This window comes from Streptacidiphilus sp. MAP12-16 (assembly GCF_041262165.1).
GTDB lineage: Bacteria > Actinomycetota > Actinomycetes > Streptomycetales > Streptomycetaceae > Streptacidiphilus.
Genome location: NZ_JBGCBY010000004.1, coordinates 352145 through 367052, shown reverse-complemented (window position 1 = coordinate 367052; position 14908 = coordinate 352145). Strand labels below are relative to the sequence as shown.

Annotated in this window: 15 protein-coding genes and 1 pseudogene; 7 read left to right on the top strand and 9 right to left on the bottom strand. The window is 67.6% G+C overall.

All coding sequences use genetic code 11. The annotated features are described in order from the left end of the window. Window positions 1-211: 211 nt before the first annotated feature. A complete protein-coding gene (locus tag ABIA33_RS07270; RefSeq protein ID WP_370078337.1) occupies window positions 212-1192 on the bottom strand; it encodes an Lrp/AsnC family transcriptional regulator in 981 nt (326 codons plus the stop codon). Between the two features lie 287 nt (window positions 1193-1479). Between ABIA33_RS07270 and ABIA33_RS07265 the strand changes: the two genes are divergently transcribed. Next, complete coding sequence (locus ABIA33_RS07265; RefSeq protein ID WP_370078335.1) at window positions 1480-1743, top strand: hypothetical protein; 264 nt, start codon at window positions 1480-1482, stop codon at window positions 1741-1743. An 88-nt stretch (window positions 1744-1831) separates the two neighbouring features. Then, window positions 1832-2510, top strand: a pseudogene (locus ABIA33_RS07260) (ISAzo13 family transposase); the annotation flags it as partial. Between the two features lie 491 nt (window positions 2511-3001). Here ABIA33_RS07260 and ABIA33_RS07255 read toward each other — a convergent pair. Next, window positions 3002-3556, bottom strand: coding sequence for an NAD(P)H-dependent oxidoreductase (locus tag ABIA33_RS07255; RefSeq protein ID WP_370078332.1), 555 nt, complete (start codon window positions 3554-3556; stop codon window positions 3002-3004). A gap of 486 nt (window positions 3557-4042) precedes the next feature. Between ABIA33_RS07255 and ABIA33_RS07250 the strand changes: the two genes are divergently transcribed. After that, window positions 4043-4288, top strand: a complete 246-nt coding sequence (locus tag ABIA33_RS07250; protein ID WP_370078330.1) for a group II intron maturase-specific domain-containing protein — start codon at window positions 4043-4045, stop codon at window positions 4286-4288. Window positions 4289-4445: 157 nt separating this feature from the next. Here the strand turns inward: ABIA33_RS07250 and ABIA33_RS07245 are convergent, their stop codons facing one another. Both ABIA33_RS07245 and ABIA33_RS07240 read right to left on the bottom strand, forming a co-directional pair. After that, window positions 4446-4775 carry a hypothetical protein gene (locus ABIA33_RS07245; RefSeq protein ID WP_370078328.1) on the bottom strand — a complete coding sequence of 110 codons (330 nt, stop codon included), beginning with the start codon at window positions 4773-4775 and terminating at the stop codon, window positions 4446-4448. 15 nt (window positions 4776-4790) lie between these two features. Beyond that, complete coding sequence (locus tag ABIA33_RS07240) at window positions 4791-5120, bottom strand: hypothetical protein (RefSeq protein ID WP_370078326.1); 330 nt, start codon at window positions 5118-5120, stop codon at window positions 4791-4793. Window positions 5121-5371: 251 nt separating this feature from the next. On the opposite strand from ABIA33_RS07240, the gene ABIA33_RS07235 reads away from it, so the two are divergent. Beyond that, entirely contained in the window at window positions 5372-7375 is a 2004-nt protein-coding gene (locus tag ABIA33_RS07235; RefSeq protein ID WP_370078324.1) for a glycosyl hydrolase family 18 protein, read from the top strand. Between the two features lie 40 nt (window positions 7376-7415). Here the strand turns inward: ABIA33_RS07235 and ABIA33_RS07230 are convergent, their stop codons facing one another. Next, a complete protein-coding gene (locus ABIA33_RS07230) occupies window positions 7416-8849 on the bottom strand; it encodes a class II fumarate hydratase (RefSeq protein ID WP_370078322.1) in 1434 nt (477 codons plus the stop codon). 97 nt (window positions 8850-8946) lie between these two features. Beyond that, window positions 8947-10605, bottom strand: a complete 1659-nt coding sequence (locus ABIA33_RS07225; RefSeq protein ID WP_370078405.1) for a fumarate hydratase — start codon at window positions 10603-10605, stop codon at window positions 8947-8949. A gap of 108 nt (window positions 10606-10713) precedes the next feature. Here ABIA33_RS07225 and ABIA33_RS07220 point away from each other — a divergent pair, with 108 nt between their 5' ends. Together ABIA33_RS07220 and ABIA33_RS07215 are read left to right on the top strand one after the other, a co-directional pair. Beyond that, the gene (locus ABIA33_RS07220; protein ID WP_370078320.1) at window positions 10714-11415 is read left to right on the top strand and encodes a DUF1707 domain-containing protein; all 702 of its coding nucleotides are present in this window, start codon (window positions 10714-10716) and stop codon (window positions 11413-11415) included. Window positions 11416-11581: 166 nt separating this feature from the next. Continuing rightward, window positions 11582-11950, top strand: a complete 369-nt coding sequence (locus tag ABIA33_RS07215; protein WP_370078318.1) for a WhiB family transcriptional regulator — start codon at window positions 11582-11584, stop codon at window positions 11948-11950. 47 nt (window positions 11951-11997) lie between these two features. Here the strand turns inward: ABIA33_RS07215 and glpX are convergent, their stop codons facing one another. Beyond that, on the bottom strand, window positions 11998-13038 hold the full coding sequence (gene glpX, locus ABIA33_RS07210) for a class II fructose-bisphosphatase (RefSeq protein ID WP_370078316.1): 1041 nt from the start codon (window positions 13036-13038) through the stop codon (window positions 11998-12000). 171 nt (window positions 13039-13209) lie between these two features. Between glpX and ABIA33_RS07205 the strand changes: the two genes are divergently transcribed. After that, entirely contained in the window at window positions 13210-13779 is a 570-nt protein-coding gene (locus ABIA33_RS07205; protein WP_370078314.1) for a DUF4245 domain-containing protein, read from the top strand. A 103-nt stretch (window positions 13780-13882) separates the two neighbouring features. On the opposite strand, the gene ABIA33_RS07200 is transcribed toward ABIA33_RS07205, so the two are convergent. After that, window positions 13883-14482 carry a malonic semialdehyde reductase gene (locus ABIA33_RS07200; protein ID WP_370078312.1) on the bottom strand — a complete coding sequence of 200 codons (600 nt, stop codon included), beginning with the start codon at window positions 14480-14482 and terminating at the stop codon, window positions 13883-13885. Window positions 14483-14613: 131 nt separating this feature from the next. Then, window positions 14614-14904: an exodeoxyribonuclease VII small subunit gene (locus tag ABIA33_RS07195; protein ID WP_370078310.1), complete on the bottom strand. Its 291-nt coding sequence runs from the start codon at window positions 14902-14904 to the stop codon at window positions 14614-14616. Window positions 14905-14908: the final 4 nt, after the last annotated feature.

Genomic DNA, 14908 nt, shown 5'->3' with positions numbered 1-14908 from the left:
GGGTTGGGGCGCGGCGAGCGCCGCATCCGATGGGTGCGGTGGTTCGGCGCACTTCACGCAGGCCAGGCCACGTAATCAGACCTCTGGTTGAGGAAACGAGGCTCATGCTACGGATCTGCGGGAGCCGGGGGTGAGATTCCCCCGGGCACCCGACATTTCGCACGATGCTGAAACCCTGGACTGATCGACTGATGGAGGCTCCGAACCCGCGTCAGGCTGAATTGCTACGTCTGGGGCTGCTGTGCAGGAACGGACTGGAGGTTTTCAGGGTCCTCTGGACAGGACTTGTTTCGAGCATGCGGATGGAGTCCAGCGCGCTGAGCCTATGGGCCAGGTAGTCATGCAGTTCACTGGGACTCTTGCACAAGACAAGGGCCACCAGGTTGGTTTGGCCGGTGGTGGAGGCCAGGAAGGCTAGTTCCCTGTGTTGGATCAGGGTGCTCGCTACCTGGTTCAGGTGCGCGGGGGCGACCGACATCCACAGCAGGGCTTGCGTGGTGATGCCGTATACCTCCGCACTGATCTCGACGTCGAAGGTGAGCATGCCGCTGGCCTGCAAAGCAGCGAGTCGGCGCGTAATGGTCGAGGAAGACTGGCCGGTCTCGGCGGCGAGGTCTGTGTAGCTGATGCGGCCGTTATTCTGCAACGCGGCCAGCACGTGCCAGTCCGCCTGGGTCAGGGATAAGCGGAACTTGGCCTCGTCAGCGTCATCTGACGAGTCGAGTGCTCGGCGCAGTTGTTCCTGCTGCCCGTTGGTGAGAGCGGTAGTGTGCCCCTGCCATGCGGTGGGACCGCCTAGATAGGTATGCAGCAGGCGGTGCGCCGACACCTCGGCGATGTTGGCCACACGAGGGATCTCGCGGAACAGCAGCGTATGGTGCGCATCGGAGTTCATGACAAAGCACATTTCGGTTCCCCCGGACATGAGCCGCACCCAGGTGGTGTCGTCCCGCCGAGCCAGGCTCTGCGCGATGCTCTGAGCGGTGTTCGGGCTGGCCGTGAGCCTCAGAATCCACTTCCCGCCTGACGGTCGCCGCGGGTTCACCACCCCGACAACGCGAAGCGACAGCTCGCTGCTCAGCCGCCCGTAGCGACGGGCGACTGTTTGCGTGGAGACGCCCAGAACCTCGGCGATCCGGCTGAACGGCGCCCGACCGTCGATACGCAGGGCATGAATAATACAGTGGTCCAATTCATCGACTGCGGGGACCGTTGGCTCAGAAGAATCGCCCACTGGCCGTCTAGGGCCAGAGGCGCTCAGCACGGTTTGCTCAGCAAGGTTTGCGGCACGAGTTTTCCTCGGATAGCCTGGGACAGGACCTCGTCGATGAACTTGGCTGTCGGCGACGGCGTTTTTCATGACCAGGACCCGGGCGAGTTGCGTTCCATGGTGGTGGTCAGCCAGTTCTCGTGATCGGTCGTGCTTTGCCGGACTTGGCGCGCAGGCATGGAGTCGCGCAATCGTGGTTTAAGGAATACGTGTTCGGCATCACCAGCCTGCCGGCCTCGGCCGCGGGACCCAGCGACCTGGCGATCCGTCAACAGTTGGACTGGTCCGCCGAGTACCGGCACCACGTCCTGGATGACACTTTCGAGGAGGAGCGCCGCCAGGCCCGCACTGCCCGCCCGCCTGGGAACCTCTCCACCCTGCACGACTTGGCATTCCAAGCCGTCAAGGCCGACCCATTCGGCAATATCGCCAGCATCCGCTGCCACTACACCAGCCCCCCGACCAGCTCCTGAACTACTGCGGGCGAGTGTACATGTCCTCGCTCTTCGTGGGTACGGCGGTTCGCCCCAGGGAGCTGACGATTAATAACTTCGGTGTTCTGTGCGGTGGTTGGGGGTTTCGGAGGACATCGTCTCGCGCGGGGCGGCTGAACTGGACGCAGGGATGTCGCCCTCGGTGCGCGTGCGTCGGCCCGGGGCGGGGAGCAAGCGGCGGCTGCGCGAACACGACCCCGGCCTGGTAGCCGCGCTCTTGGCGCTGGTGGAGCCCGGGAAGCGCGGAGATCCGGAGTCCCCCCTGCGGTGGACGACCAAGTCGGCCCGCAAACTGGCCGCCGAGCTGTCGGCTCAGGCGTACCGCATCGGCGCGGACAACCGTGGCCGCCATGCTGAAGGAGGAGGGCTTCTCCCTGCTGGCGACCTCGCGGACCACCGAGGGTGCCCGGCATCCCGAGCGGGACGTCCAGTTCCGCTACATCAACGACTAGGTCTGCGAGTTCACGCAGGCAGGTGAGCCGGTGATCAGCGTGGACACCAAGAAGAAGGCGGTGCCCTACGGGATCTACAACCTGGCCGCGGACGCCGGGTGGGTCTCGGTGGGCTGCGGCGGCGACACTGCGGCGCTCGCCGCGGCCACCCTGCGCCGCTGGTAGGAGGCGGAGGGACGGGTCCGCTACCCGGACGCGACCCGGCTGCTGATCACCGCGGACGCCGGCGGGGCGGACGGCTACCGGGTGCGGGCTTGGAAGCAGGAGCTCGCCGACTTCACCTACGCGGCCGGACCGTGCCTCTCGAGGATCTCCCAGACGGTGGAGGGCGCCACCGTGATCCCGAGACCTGCCAACTCCCCGGTGATGCGGCGATACCCCAGCCGTCGTCCGCGCGGGCTATGCGCAGCACGAGCCTCGGGCTCGAGGTATCAGAGCCAGGAACGCGACGAAAAACGCCGTACCCGCAGCGTCAGAAGAAGCACGAATCGTAGAAACACAGCCGGCGATCATCGCCGAACCGGCACGAAGATCGTAACCTGTGCCCTGCGGGTGACCTGCACGGACGGCATTATCGGCAAGCACAGGAGGAATTGGCTCGGCAGCAGCCCGTAGGGTTTCAAGACTGCTTCGCCGAGCCTGAGGCGAGCTTCCTTCGCTGAACTCCCGTCGAGTTCAGCGAAGGAAGCGGCGGTGCCATGCAGGAACGCGCGGCCTGGGGCTGAGCCCCAGAGTAAACATCGTGATTAATCGTGAAAACTCGAAGAATTCACGAATAATCGAGGTCAGCCGACCGGCTGCTCACTGGTCGCGATGAGCCTGCGGTATTCCTTGGCCTCCAGGACGAGGTCCTCGTCCGACGGGTCGAACATCACGCCGTAGACGGCGTGAAAACCCTGGTAGTCAAGTTGGCAGAACTGCAGCGTTTGAGTGACCGGGGCGAGGTACTCCTCGAGGGTCCGTCGGGCGAGGCCTTCCGCGGTGTAGGTCTCCAGGGTGGTGCCGGCCGTGATGGCCAGCCAAGCCTTCTTGCCGCGCAGCTCGGAGGGGGAACCGTCGAAGGTGAAGGCGAAACCGGGAATCAGCACCGCGTCGAACCAGGCCTTGAGCAGCGGGGTTACGCTGTACCAGAAGACCGGGAACTGGAGAACGACAGTGTCGTGCTCGCGCAGCAGCTGCTGCTCGCGTGCGACATCGATGTTGAAATCAGGGTAAGCCTGATAGAGGTCGTGGACGGTGACGTTGTCCAAGTCCTTGATCTCGGCGAGCCGGGTGGCGTTGGCACGGGATTCCGTGAGGTTCGGGTGGGCGACAATGACGAGGGTGCGATTGGTGGTCACTGACTGTTCCATTTCTCGTGTAGGACGCCAACCCCTGTGCGTCCTCACTGTCAATGTTGGTGAGCAGGTCGGCAGCGGTCATACGTTCTTCTCAAGCGCCCTGAAAGGGCGATCGCCTTCGGAACGCGCGGCTGTGTCTCTTAGTAAAGGCGGTCGGTGATCCGAGCGGCATTTATCACGCAATATTGACGGACTCATTCCACCGGCGACCGTCCGGGTGGTGGATTTTCACGCTCACCCCCAACGCCCCAGGGCTTCGGCAGAGTCGGCTGGCGTCCGGTTCGTGACGGTCTGTCTGGCAGGGTGGGCCAGGAAGCGTGACGGACTCCGGTCTGCCGGTGGGCTTGCGGCGCCGGTGGACGCGGATGGCCAGGCGGGCGTGGGGGAAGGCGATGCCGCCGAGTTCGTCCGCGATGGCGCAGGTCTTGATCGAGCGGGACTCGCGGCGTCCGTGTCCGGTCTCGGAGGCGGTGTGCTGTCGCCGCCGTGGTGGCCGAACTCAACCCCGTGCTGCGGGGCTGGGCAGGCTACTTCCGCAACGGGAACTCCGGGCGGAAGTTCAACGCGGTCGACGGCTACGTCCACGAGCGGCTGGCGATCTTCGCCAGCCGAAAACACGGCCTCAAAGGCCGGAACTGGACCACCCGCTACACCTATGGGTGGATCACCCGGCTCGGGGTCTACCGCCTGACCGGAAATCTACGCGGGGCGCCAGCGCATGCCCAGCGGTGACGATGTCGGAAAGCCGGGTGCGGGAGAACCGCATGCCCGGTTTGAAGCGGCGGGGACTGGAAACGGAGCATCAGCCATCGCGCCAGTCCCCGACCCTACTTGGATTGACCTCACGTGTGCCGGTCGTTTGCCGCTCTGGGAAATGGCCCGCGGGGACTCATGGGGTGAGGAGTTCGCACTGCTTGATGACCAGCACTGTTCCGTCCTCGCTGAAGACCCGACATTCTCCCTTGACGGTGACAGTGACGCCCAGGGGGACGCTTCGAACAAGCCGGAATGATTCCTTCTTTCGGTGGTCAAACGGCAGCACGAAGATGGCGAGGTGGGGGCCTCCGGGGACATCTGACACATCCACCACCGGCGTACCGTATTGGCTTTCGCCCGTTCGGATTGAGATTCCCTCGAGAGTGAGGAATTTCCCATAGTAGGCACGCTCGGCGGCGGCGCGGTCCGCGGTGAATTCGTTGTGGAGGTCTCGAATATTCATTGGTTGCCGCTTTCTCTAGTGTCGCGTGATCCTGCTGGTCTTATTTCGAGCTGTCGTCGACCAGTGCTCCGCGCTTGAGATCTTCTTACGGTTGGCCTTCTTGAGGATGTCGTCTGCTGTCTTGGTCCAGGTGAATGGGTGGGCGCGGTCGTGCCAGCCGTCGATGTAGGTGCGGAGCTTGGCGTTGAGGTCTTTGGCCGAAGTGTAGGTGCCGCGGTGGATGGCTTGTCGTTCGGCGATTGAGAACCAGCTTACGACGAGGTTCATCGAGGAACGGGTCAACCGCTCAAACTCGCCGCGGTCACCCTCACGCAACACCAACGCCGCAGCAGGACGATTCGCCACAGCCATATCGTCCCGGATCCCGAAGCGTCAAACAAGTATCAGTACGGAGCACTTGTACGCCAGCAGGACTTCGGGGCTTGACCTGGGACCCGCTGACGCCGTGCGGCGTCGCCTGCTGATCATCCGTCAGGCAGACTGGTCCAGACCCTTGACTGGCAGATTGGTCTGTACCATCTTGGATGGCAGGTACCTGATCAGGTTCTGCACGTGCGCTTCCGTCCCCCTCACCCCCCACTCCGGGAGGACGCACCATGCAACGTTCCCGACGATTCGGCCTGTCCGCCGCCGCCTGCGCGGCGGCTCTGCTCGGCCTCTCCGCCTCCCTGCTCGGCACCTCGGCAGGGGCGGCCACAGCGGCCACCAATACCACCGGAGCAGCTGCCACCAGCGGCGGACTCAAGATCGGCTACTACGACCAGTGGTCGATCTACCAGAACGCCTTCTACCCCAAGAACCTCGACACCGAGGGCATCGCCGGCAAGCTGAACTACCTGATCTACGACTTCGAGAACATCGACCCGGTCAACCACACCTGCTTCGAGACCACCAAGGCCACCGACCCGGACCCCGCCGGTGAGAACGACCCCAACGCCGGTGACGGCGCGGGCGACTCCTTCGCCGACTACCAGAAGTCGTACGGCTCGGACATCAGCGTCAACGGCACAGCGGACGCCTTCAACATGCCGATCGTCGGCAACTTCCACCAGCTGCAGGAACTCAAGGCGAAGTACCCCAACCTCAAGATCCTGCTGTCGCTCGGCGGCTGGACCTACTCGAAGTACTTCTCCGACGCTGCCGCGACCGACGCCTCCCGCAAGGCCCTGGTGTCGTCCTGCATCGACATGTTCATCAAGGGCAACCTGCCCTCCCAGGGCGGCTACGGCGGTGCCGGAACCGGCAAGGGCATCTTCGACGGCTTCGACATCGACTGGGAGTACCCGGGCGGCGGCGGACACCTTGGCAACCACTCCAGCACCGCCGACAAGGCGAACTTCACCGCGCTTCTCGCCGAGTTCCGCAGCGAGCTCAACACCCAGGGCGCGGCCGACGGCAAGACCTACGCGCTCAGCGCCGCGCTGCCGTCCGGCCAGGACAAGATCAAGAACGTCGAGACCAACAACATCGGCCAGTACCTGACCTTCGGCGACGCCATGACCTACGACATGCACGGCGGTTGGGAGCCCACCGGGCCCACCAACCACCAGGCGCCGATCTACTCAGGTCCCAACGACCCGATGAGCCCGGTCGCGCCGGGCAACGCCAAGTACAACGTGGACGAGGCCGTGAAGGCGTACACGGTCGGCGACTCCGGCTACGGCATACCCGGCGGCTTCCCAGCCGGGAAACTCACCCTCGGCATCCCCTTCTACTACCGGGGCTGGACCGGGGTACCGGCCGGGAGCAACCACGGGCTGTTCCAGAGCGCGACCGGACCCGCCGCAGGCGCGACCCTGTCCGGCAACGTTCCAGGCGTCCATATGTACAAGGAACTCAGCGGCATAGTCGACAATCCCGCCGACACGTTCTGGGATCCGACCGCGCAGGCCGCCTACTTCTACGACGGCACCAACTTCTGGAGCGGCGAGGACGCCCGGTCCATCCAGGCCACGACCGACTATCTGCACTGCAACGGCCTGGCTGGAACGATGATGTTCTCGATGTACGACCTGGACCCGGCGGCGACGCTGTTCAACGCGGCCGTCACCGACACCAACGGCTCGGCGGCCGGCTGCTCGGCCCCCACCCCGACGCCCACGCCGACACCCACGCCCACCCCGACCCCGACGCCTACCCCGACCCCGACGCCTACCCCCACACCCACCCCGACCCCGACGCCCACATCGACCGGCGGCGGTAGCGGCACCGTGGTCAACGGCGGCTTCGAGTCAGGCTCGCTCTCGCCCTGGACCTGCTCCGCGGGCAGCAACCCCACCGTCCAGAGCGGCACCGTCCACTCCGGCTCCCACGCCCTGACGGCGACGCCCAGCTCCAGTGACGACGCCCAGTGCCAGCAGGTGATCACTGTGAAGCCGAACACGGCCTACACCCTCACCGGCTGGGTCAACGGCAGCTACACCTACCTCGGCGTCAGCGGCACCGGCAGCACCGACGCCTCCACCTGGGCCACCACCAACGGCCTCTGGCAGAAACTCACGGTCCCCTTCACCACCGGGGCCACCACCACCGTCACCGTCTACCTGCACGGCTGGTACGCCCAGGGCGCCTACTCGGCCGACGACATCGCCGTCGGCTGAGCAGACCTGGTCCTGCGTCCCTGACCCTCCCCCCGGAGGGTCAGGGACGGGTCATGCGCAGGACGTCCAGTGCGGCGTCCAACTGCTGCTCGGTCAGTTTCCCCTGCTCGACGTAGCCGCGATCCAGCACCACCTGACGGATCGTCTTCCGCTCCGCCAGGGCCTGCTTGGCGACCTTGGCCGCCTCCTCGTAGCCGATGTAGCGGTTCAGCGGAGTGACGACGGAGGGGGAGGACTCCGCGAACTCGCGCAGCCGCTCGACGTTCGCGGTGATGCCGTCGACCGTGCGGTCGGCGAGCAACCGGGCGATGTTGGCGAGTAGGCGGATCGATTCCAGCAGGTTCCGGGCGATCACCGGCAGCATCACATTGAGCTCGAAGTTGCCGCTCGCACCCGCCAGTGCCACCGTCGTGTCGTTGCCGACGACCTGCGCGGCGACCATGACCACCGCCTCCGGGATCACCGGATTGACCTTGCCCGGCATGATCGACGAGCCCGGCTGCAGATCGGGCAGGTTGATCTCGCCCAGCCCTGTCCGCGGCCCCGAGCCCATCCAGCGCAGATCGTTGGCGATCTTCGTGAAGCCGACAGCGACGGTACGGAGCTGTCCGCTGAGCTCGACCAGGCCGTCCCGCGCGCCCTGTGCCTCGAAGTGGTTCCGGGCCTCGGTCAACGGCAGCCCTGTGGCGAGCGACACCTCCGCGATCACCGCCGCGGAGAACCCCGGCGGGGTGTTGATTCCGGTGCCGACGGCGGTCCCGCCCAGCGGCAGTTCCGCCACCCGCGGCAGCGTCGCCCGCAGCCGCTCGACCCCGTAGCGGACCTGCGCCGCGTACCCGCCGAACTCCTGACCGAGGGTCACCGGTGTGGCGTCCATCAGATGGGTCCGCCCGGACTTCACCACCTCGGCGAACTCCGAGGCCTTCCGCTCCAGCGCCTCCGCCAGCTGCTCCAACGCCGGGACCAGGTCATGGCTGACGGCCGCCGTCGCCGCGATGTGGATCGAGGAGGGGAAGACGTCGTTGGACGACTGGCTCGCGTTGACGTGGTCATTGGGGTGGACCGGGGCGCCCAGCCGCTCGCCGGCGAGGGCGGCGATCACCTCGTTGGCGTTCATGTTGGAGGAGGTCCCCGAGCCGGTCTGGAACACGTCGATGGGAAACTCGGCGTCCCAGCGCCCCTCGGCCACCTCCTCCGCCGCCTCGCTGATCGCCTTCGCGGTCGCTCCGTCCAGCACCCCCAGCTCGGCATTGACCTTCGCCGCCGCCGCCTTGATCCGTGCCAGCGCCTGGATGTGCGCCCGTTCGAGGCGCTGCCCGGACACGGGGAAGTTCTCCACCGCGCGCTGGGTCTGCGCCCCCCACTTGGCATCGGCCGGGACGCGGACCTCGCCCATCGAGTCGTGCTCGGTCCGGTAGGCGCCGGGGTGGGCGCTGCTGCCGCCGCTGTCGCCGCTGGTGTGCTGCTCGCTCATGGTCATGACCTCCACCTACCCACAGCGGCGGGGAGGCGCCCGGTGTTCCCGCGCTGGGCCATTGGGGGGAGCGCGGGAACGCCGGGCTCGCTCCCGACTACCGCCCCGGGCGGACCGGGATGCTGGTGATCAGAGGCTGGGAGGGCTCCGGGTCGGCGAAGAAGTCGTTGCCCTTGTCGTCGACCACGACGAACGCCGGGAAGTCCTCGACCTCGATCCGCCAGACCGCCTCCATGCCCAGCTCGGCGTACTCCAGCACCTCGACCTTCTTGATGCAGTCCTGCGCCAGCCGGGCCGCCGGGCCGCCGATGGAGCCCAGGTAGAAGCCACCGTGCTTGGCGCAGGCGTCGGTGACCTGCTGGGAGCGGTTGCCCTTGGCGAGCATCACCATGGAGCCGCCGGCCGCCTGGAACTGGTCGACGTAGGAGTCCATCCGGCCTGCCGTGGTCGGGCCGAAGGAGCCGGAGGCGTAGCCCTCGGGGGTCTTGGCCGGGCCCGCGTAGTAGACGGGGTGGTCCTTGAGGTACTGCGGCATGCCCTCGCCCGCGTCCAGGCGCTCCTTGATCTTGGCGTGGGCGATGTCGCGGGCGACGACCAGGGTGCCGGTGAGCGAGAGCCGGGTCTTGACCGGGTACTTCGACAGTTCCGTGCGGATGGTGCTCATCGGCTGGTTGAGGTCGATCCGGACCACGGCGTCGTCCAGGTGCTCGTCCGTGGTCTCCGGGAGGTATCCGGCCGGGTCGGACTCCAGCTGCTCCAGGAAGACGCCCTCGGCGGTGATCTTGCCCAGCGCCTGGCGGTCGGCGGAGCAGGACACCGCCATCGCGACGGGCAGGGAGGCGCCGTGGCGGGGGAGGCGGATGACGCGCACGTCGTGGCAGAAGTACTTGCCGCCGAACTGCGCGCCGATGCCGATCTTCTGCGTCAGCTCGTGGACGCGGGCCTCCAGCTCCAGGTCGCGGAAGCCGTGCCCGGACGCCGAGCCCTCGCTGGGGAGGGTGTCCAGGTAGTGCGCGGACGCGTACTTGGCGGTCTTGAGGGCGAACTCGGCGCTGGTGCCGCCGACGACGATGGCGAGGTGGTACGGCGGGCAGGCGGCGGTACCCAGCGAGCGGATCTTCTGCTCCAGGAAGGTCATCATCGACGCCTCGTTGAGGATCGCCTTGGTCTCCTGGTAGAGGTACGACTTGTTGGCGCTGCCGCCGCCCTTGGCCATGAAGAGGAACTTGTAGGCGTCGCCGTCGGTCGCGTAGAGCTCGACCTGCGCGGGCAGATTGCTGCCGGTGTTCTTCTCGTCCCACATGGTCAGCGGGGCCATCTGCGAGTAGCGCAGGTTGAGCTTGGTGTAGGCGTCGAAGATGCCGCGCGAGATCGCGGACTCGTCGCCGCCGGAGGTGAGGACGTTCTGGCCGCGCTTGCCCATCACGATGGCCGTGCCGGTGTCCTGGCACATCGGCAGCACGCCGCCGGCCGCGATGTTGGCGTTCTTGAGCAGGTCCAGGGCGACGAAGCGGTCGTTGGGGCTCGCCTCGGGGTCGTCCAGGATCCGGCGCAGCTGGGTCAGGTGCGCCGGGCGCAGCAGGTGCGAGATGTCGTGCATCGCCTCGGCCGTGAGCAGGCGCAGTGCCTCGGGCTCGACCTGGAGGAAGCGCCGTCCGTTCGCCTCGAAGGTGCTGACACCCTCGGTGGTGAGCAGCCGGTACGGAGTGGGGTCCGCGCCGAGCGGCAGCAGGTCGGTGTAGGCGAAGTCGGGCATGGCGCTGTCCTCAATCATCGGCGATGAGCTCCGACGGCCGTGGCGGAGCCCTCCCAGGGTACTGAGCGGGGCTGTCGGTCGGGGTGGGCGGGTGACTATCCTCACGGTGTGGACAACTCCTCCCTCCCCGACCCGTTCAAGAAGCCTGCGGCGCCCAGGCCTTACGCGGACCCGACGGATGTTCCCGCGGGTGTCTCGGCGGAGCTGCGGGCGTCCGACGCGGACCGCGAGCGGGTGGCCGAGGCACTGCGCGAGGCGTACGCGGAGGGCCGGTTGACCGCCGAGGAGCACTCGGAGCGGGTGGACGCCGTGTACGCGGCGAAGACGCTGGGCGAGTTGGTCCCGCTGACGAGGGACCTGCCGTCGCACCACGCGACGCACCAGCCGATGGCGTCGGCGCCGCAGCCGCAGTCGGCACTGCCGTCCCGGACCGAGTCCGAGAACATGGTGGCGGTCTTCGGCGGGGCCGAGCGGAAGGGGCGGTTCCGGGCCGGGCGGTTCGTGAAGGCTGTGGCGGTCTTCGGCGGGGTGGAGATCGATCTGACCGAAGCGGTGTTCGACGCTCCGGAACTGGTGATCCACTGCACGGCGGTCTTCGGCGGGATCGAGATCAGGGTGCCCGAGAACGTGACACTGCGGGGCGGCGGCGCGGGGATCTTCGGCGGCTTCGAGGTGCGCCAGCAGGAGGGGACCGACCCGCACGGGCCGGTGGTCACGATCAAGGGCAGTGCGGTCTTCGGCGGCGTCGAGGCGAAGCGGCGCAGGCCCAGCAAACTGGCCGCGAAAGCACGCAAGTTCCTGGAGGGATAGGAACGCTGGCAATTCGCTCGGGTTGCGTGCTCTGTGCATGAATCAGTGTGCGACGGGGTAGATCTGGCCACACATCGCCTCGCCGTGCGGCTGCGGATCCGCCAGCGTTCTGCCTGGCCGTACGGCGATGTCTGCCCCCTCGCCGAGCTGCCGTCAGGAGTGCGTCGTGCTTCATCCGATAGAAGCCCGTCTGGACGATCCCCGTTCACACGTCCCTGCACAACGCGGGTCCACGGATGACACACCCTGGCATTCCAACGCCGCCTGCCGGCGCGACGAGGCGGGGCTGTTCTTCGCCCCGTCCAAGGAACCCACGGCGGCGCGGTTGGCACGGGAGGAGCAGGCCAAACGGGTCTGCGCCCGCTGCCCGGTGCTGCTGGAGTGCCGCGAGCACGCGCTGCTGCAGCCGGAGCCGTACGGGGTGTGGGGCGGCCTGACCGCCGCCGAGCGCCGCGTGGTGCTGGCCCGGCGCCGCCGCCGGGAGCAGGAGCTCCGGGAGGCGGCGCGGGTCACGCACGTCGCGGCTGCGGGCTGACGGGTCCCCGGTCCCTCGAAGTCGAAGCCGAAGTCGAGGGCAGGGGCTCAGCGGGCGCGGTCGAAGTCGATCGCGCTGTAGGCCCGGAGCTTGGACAGCTTGTGGGTGCTGTCGATCTGCCGGATGGTGCCGCTCTTGGAACGCATCACCAGTGAACTGGTGGTCGCCGTCTCCGACTTGTAGTGGACGCCGCGCAGCAGCTCGCCGTCGGTGATGCCGGTGGCGACGAAGAACACGTTCTCGCCGCTGACCAGGTCGTCGGTGTGCAGCACCCGGTCGAGGTCGTGCCCGGCGTCGAGGGCCTTGCGGCGCTCCGCCTCGTCCTTGGGCCACAGCCGGCCCTGGATGACGCCGCCGAGGCACTTTATGGCGCAGGCGGCGATGATCCCCTCGGGGGTGCCGCCGACGCCGAGCAGCAGGTCGACACCGGTGCCCTCGCGTACGGCCATGACCGCGCCGGCCACGTCGCCGTCGGAGATGAACTTGATCCGTGCACCGGTGGCGCGGATCTCGGCGGCCAGCTTCTCGTGGCGCGGCCGGTCGAGCAGGACCACGGTGACGTCCTCGGGCGCGGAGCCCTTGGCCCGGGCGACGGCGCGGATGTTGTGCTCGACCGGCGCGCTGATGTCGACGAGTCCGGCTGCCTCCGGGCCCGCGACCAGCTTGTCCATGTAGAAGACGGCGCTGGGGTCGAACATGGTGCCCCGGTCGGCGACGGCGAGGACCGCCACCGCGTTGGGCATGCCCTTGGCAGCGAGGGTGGTGCCGTCCACGGGGTCCACGGCGACGTCGCACTCCGGTCCGGTGCCGTCGCCGATCCGCTCGCCGTTGAACAGCATCGGGGCGTCGTCCTTCTCGCCCTCGCCGATCACGACGACGCCGTTCATGGAGACGGTCTGGACCAGGGTGCGCATGGCGCGCACGGCGGCGCCGTCGGCGCCGTTCTTGTCCCCGCGCCCGACCCAGCGACCGGCCGCCATCGCGGCGGCCTCCGTGACGCGGACGAGCTCCAGGGCGAGGTTGCGATCGGGTGCCTCGGGGGCGACCTCCAGCGAGGAGGGAAGACTGTGTGACTGTGGTTCGGTCATCGGTTGCGTACCTCTCTGTACGACGACGGCCGGATGAGGGTGCTGCGATCGTATCCGCGACCTGCGGATATGTCTGTGGCGTGGGGCACGCCACAGACCCTTTGGCACGGCTTGCGGCGGTTCCGCACCCCGGTGGCCGGCCCCTGGTCGGCCATGGTTCACCATGGGTGGGTGGCAACTCAGAGCGCGCCGGCGCAGACCGGGACAGCACCCACGCAGACGCGGAAGCGGCCGGGCATGGCCGGCAAGTCGGTTCGGGACATGGTCCTGTCGCTGGCCGCGGTGATGGCGGCGGGCCTGGTGATCTACCTCTTCGTTCCGCACAGCGGTGGTAACGGTGTTCATCCGGTCGAGTACAACGCGGCGCTGGACTCGGCGCGCCGGGCGGCCCCGTACCCGGTGCTGGCGCCGACGGGCCTGCCGCAGGGCTGGAACGCGACGGCCGTGCAGTTCGACGGCGCGGACGCGCAGAACGCGCAGTGGACCCTGGGCTTCATCGATCCCGCCGGGCAGTACGTCGCGGTGCGGCAGAGCAACGGCCCGCTGGCCGCGTTCCTCGCGGACGCGACCACCAACGGTGTGAAGCAGAGCGGCAGCAGCACGGTCGGCGGCGTGGTCTGGAACCACTACCAGGGTGTCCGCTACCGCGCGCTGGTGCTGGAGTCCGGCAAGGACACGACGGTGGTGACCGGCACCGAGTCGTACGCGGAGTTGGAGAAGTTCGCGGCGGCGCTGCGGTAGGGCTGCGGCGGCGCTGAAGATGTGCGAGAGCCCCGGCCGATGCTTCGGCCGGGGCTCTCGCGTGCGCTTGAGGATGCGCTGACGAATGCGTACTGACGCAGGATCAGACGGTGGTGACGACCTCGTCGTAGTCCAGCCGCGGGGAGCGCGGGAACCAGGCGTCCTCGCCGGGCTTGCCGATGTTGACCACGGCCAGCACCTCGTGGTCGCCGTCCTGGAAGAACTCCTTGTTGATGCCCGCGGCGTTGAAGCCGGTCATCGGGCCGGCGGCCAGACCGGCGGCGCGGATGCCCAGGATGAAGTACGCGACCTGCAGCGTGGCGTTCAGGGTCGAGGAGGCCTCACGGGTCGGACGCTCGCCGAAGAAGAGGTCCTTGGCCTGCGGGAAGTGCGGGAAGAGGCGGGGGAGCTCCTCGTGGAACTCGTGGTCGGCAGCAAGAATGGCGACCAGCGGCGCCTTGGCGGTCTTGTCCTTGTTGCCGTCGGCCAGGTGCGAGACCAGACGGGCGCGGGCGTCGTCCGAGCGGACCAGGACGATGCGCAGCGGTGACTGGTTCATCGAGGTCGGCGCGTACTTGACGAGGTCGTAGATCGCCTGGATCTGCTCGTCGGTGACCGGCTCGTCGGTGAAGGTGTTCGCCGTGCGGGCCTCGCGGAACAGCAGGTCCTGGGCGGCGGCGTCGAGTACCAGAGCGTCAGACATGATTCACCTTAGGTAAGTCCTGAGAGCGGCCGAAGCGCCGCCTTCCACTCGACCCAACATAGGTGAAGCTTCAACTATTTCCAAAGCGGAGAATCAACGAGTGATCCACGTCACTCGTCACACCTCACTCGTCACTCGCCATTCCTCGTTCCTCGTTCCGAGGCAGTGCCCTCTCCCTCGGCGAGCGCCGCGTCGAGGCGGGCACGGGCGCCGTCGAGCCAGCGCTCGCACACCTTCGCCAGCTGCTCCCCCCGCTCCCACAGGGCGAGCGACTCCTCCAGCGAGGTGCCGCCCGTCTCCAGCTTGCGCACGACCTCGAGCAGGGCCTCCCGGGCCTGCTCATAGCCGAGGGCGCTGTCCACCGAGGGTGCCGACGCGCCCGCCCCCGCCGATTCCACCGATTGCGCTGCCTGCTTCGCCATGGTC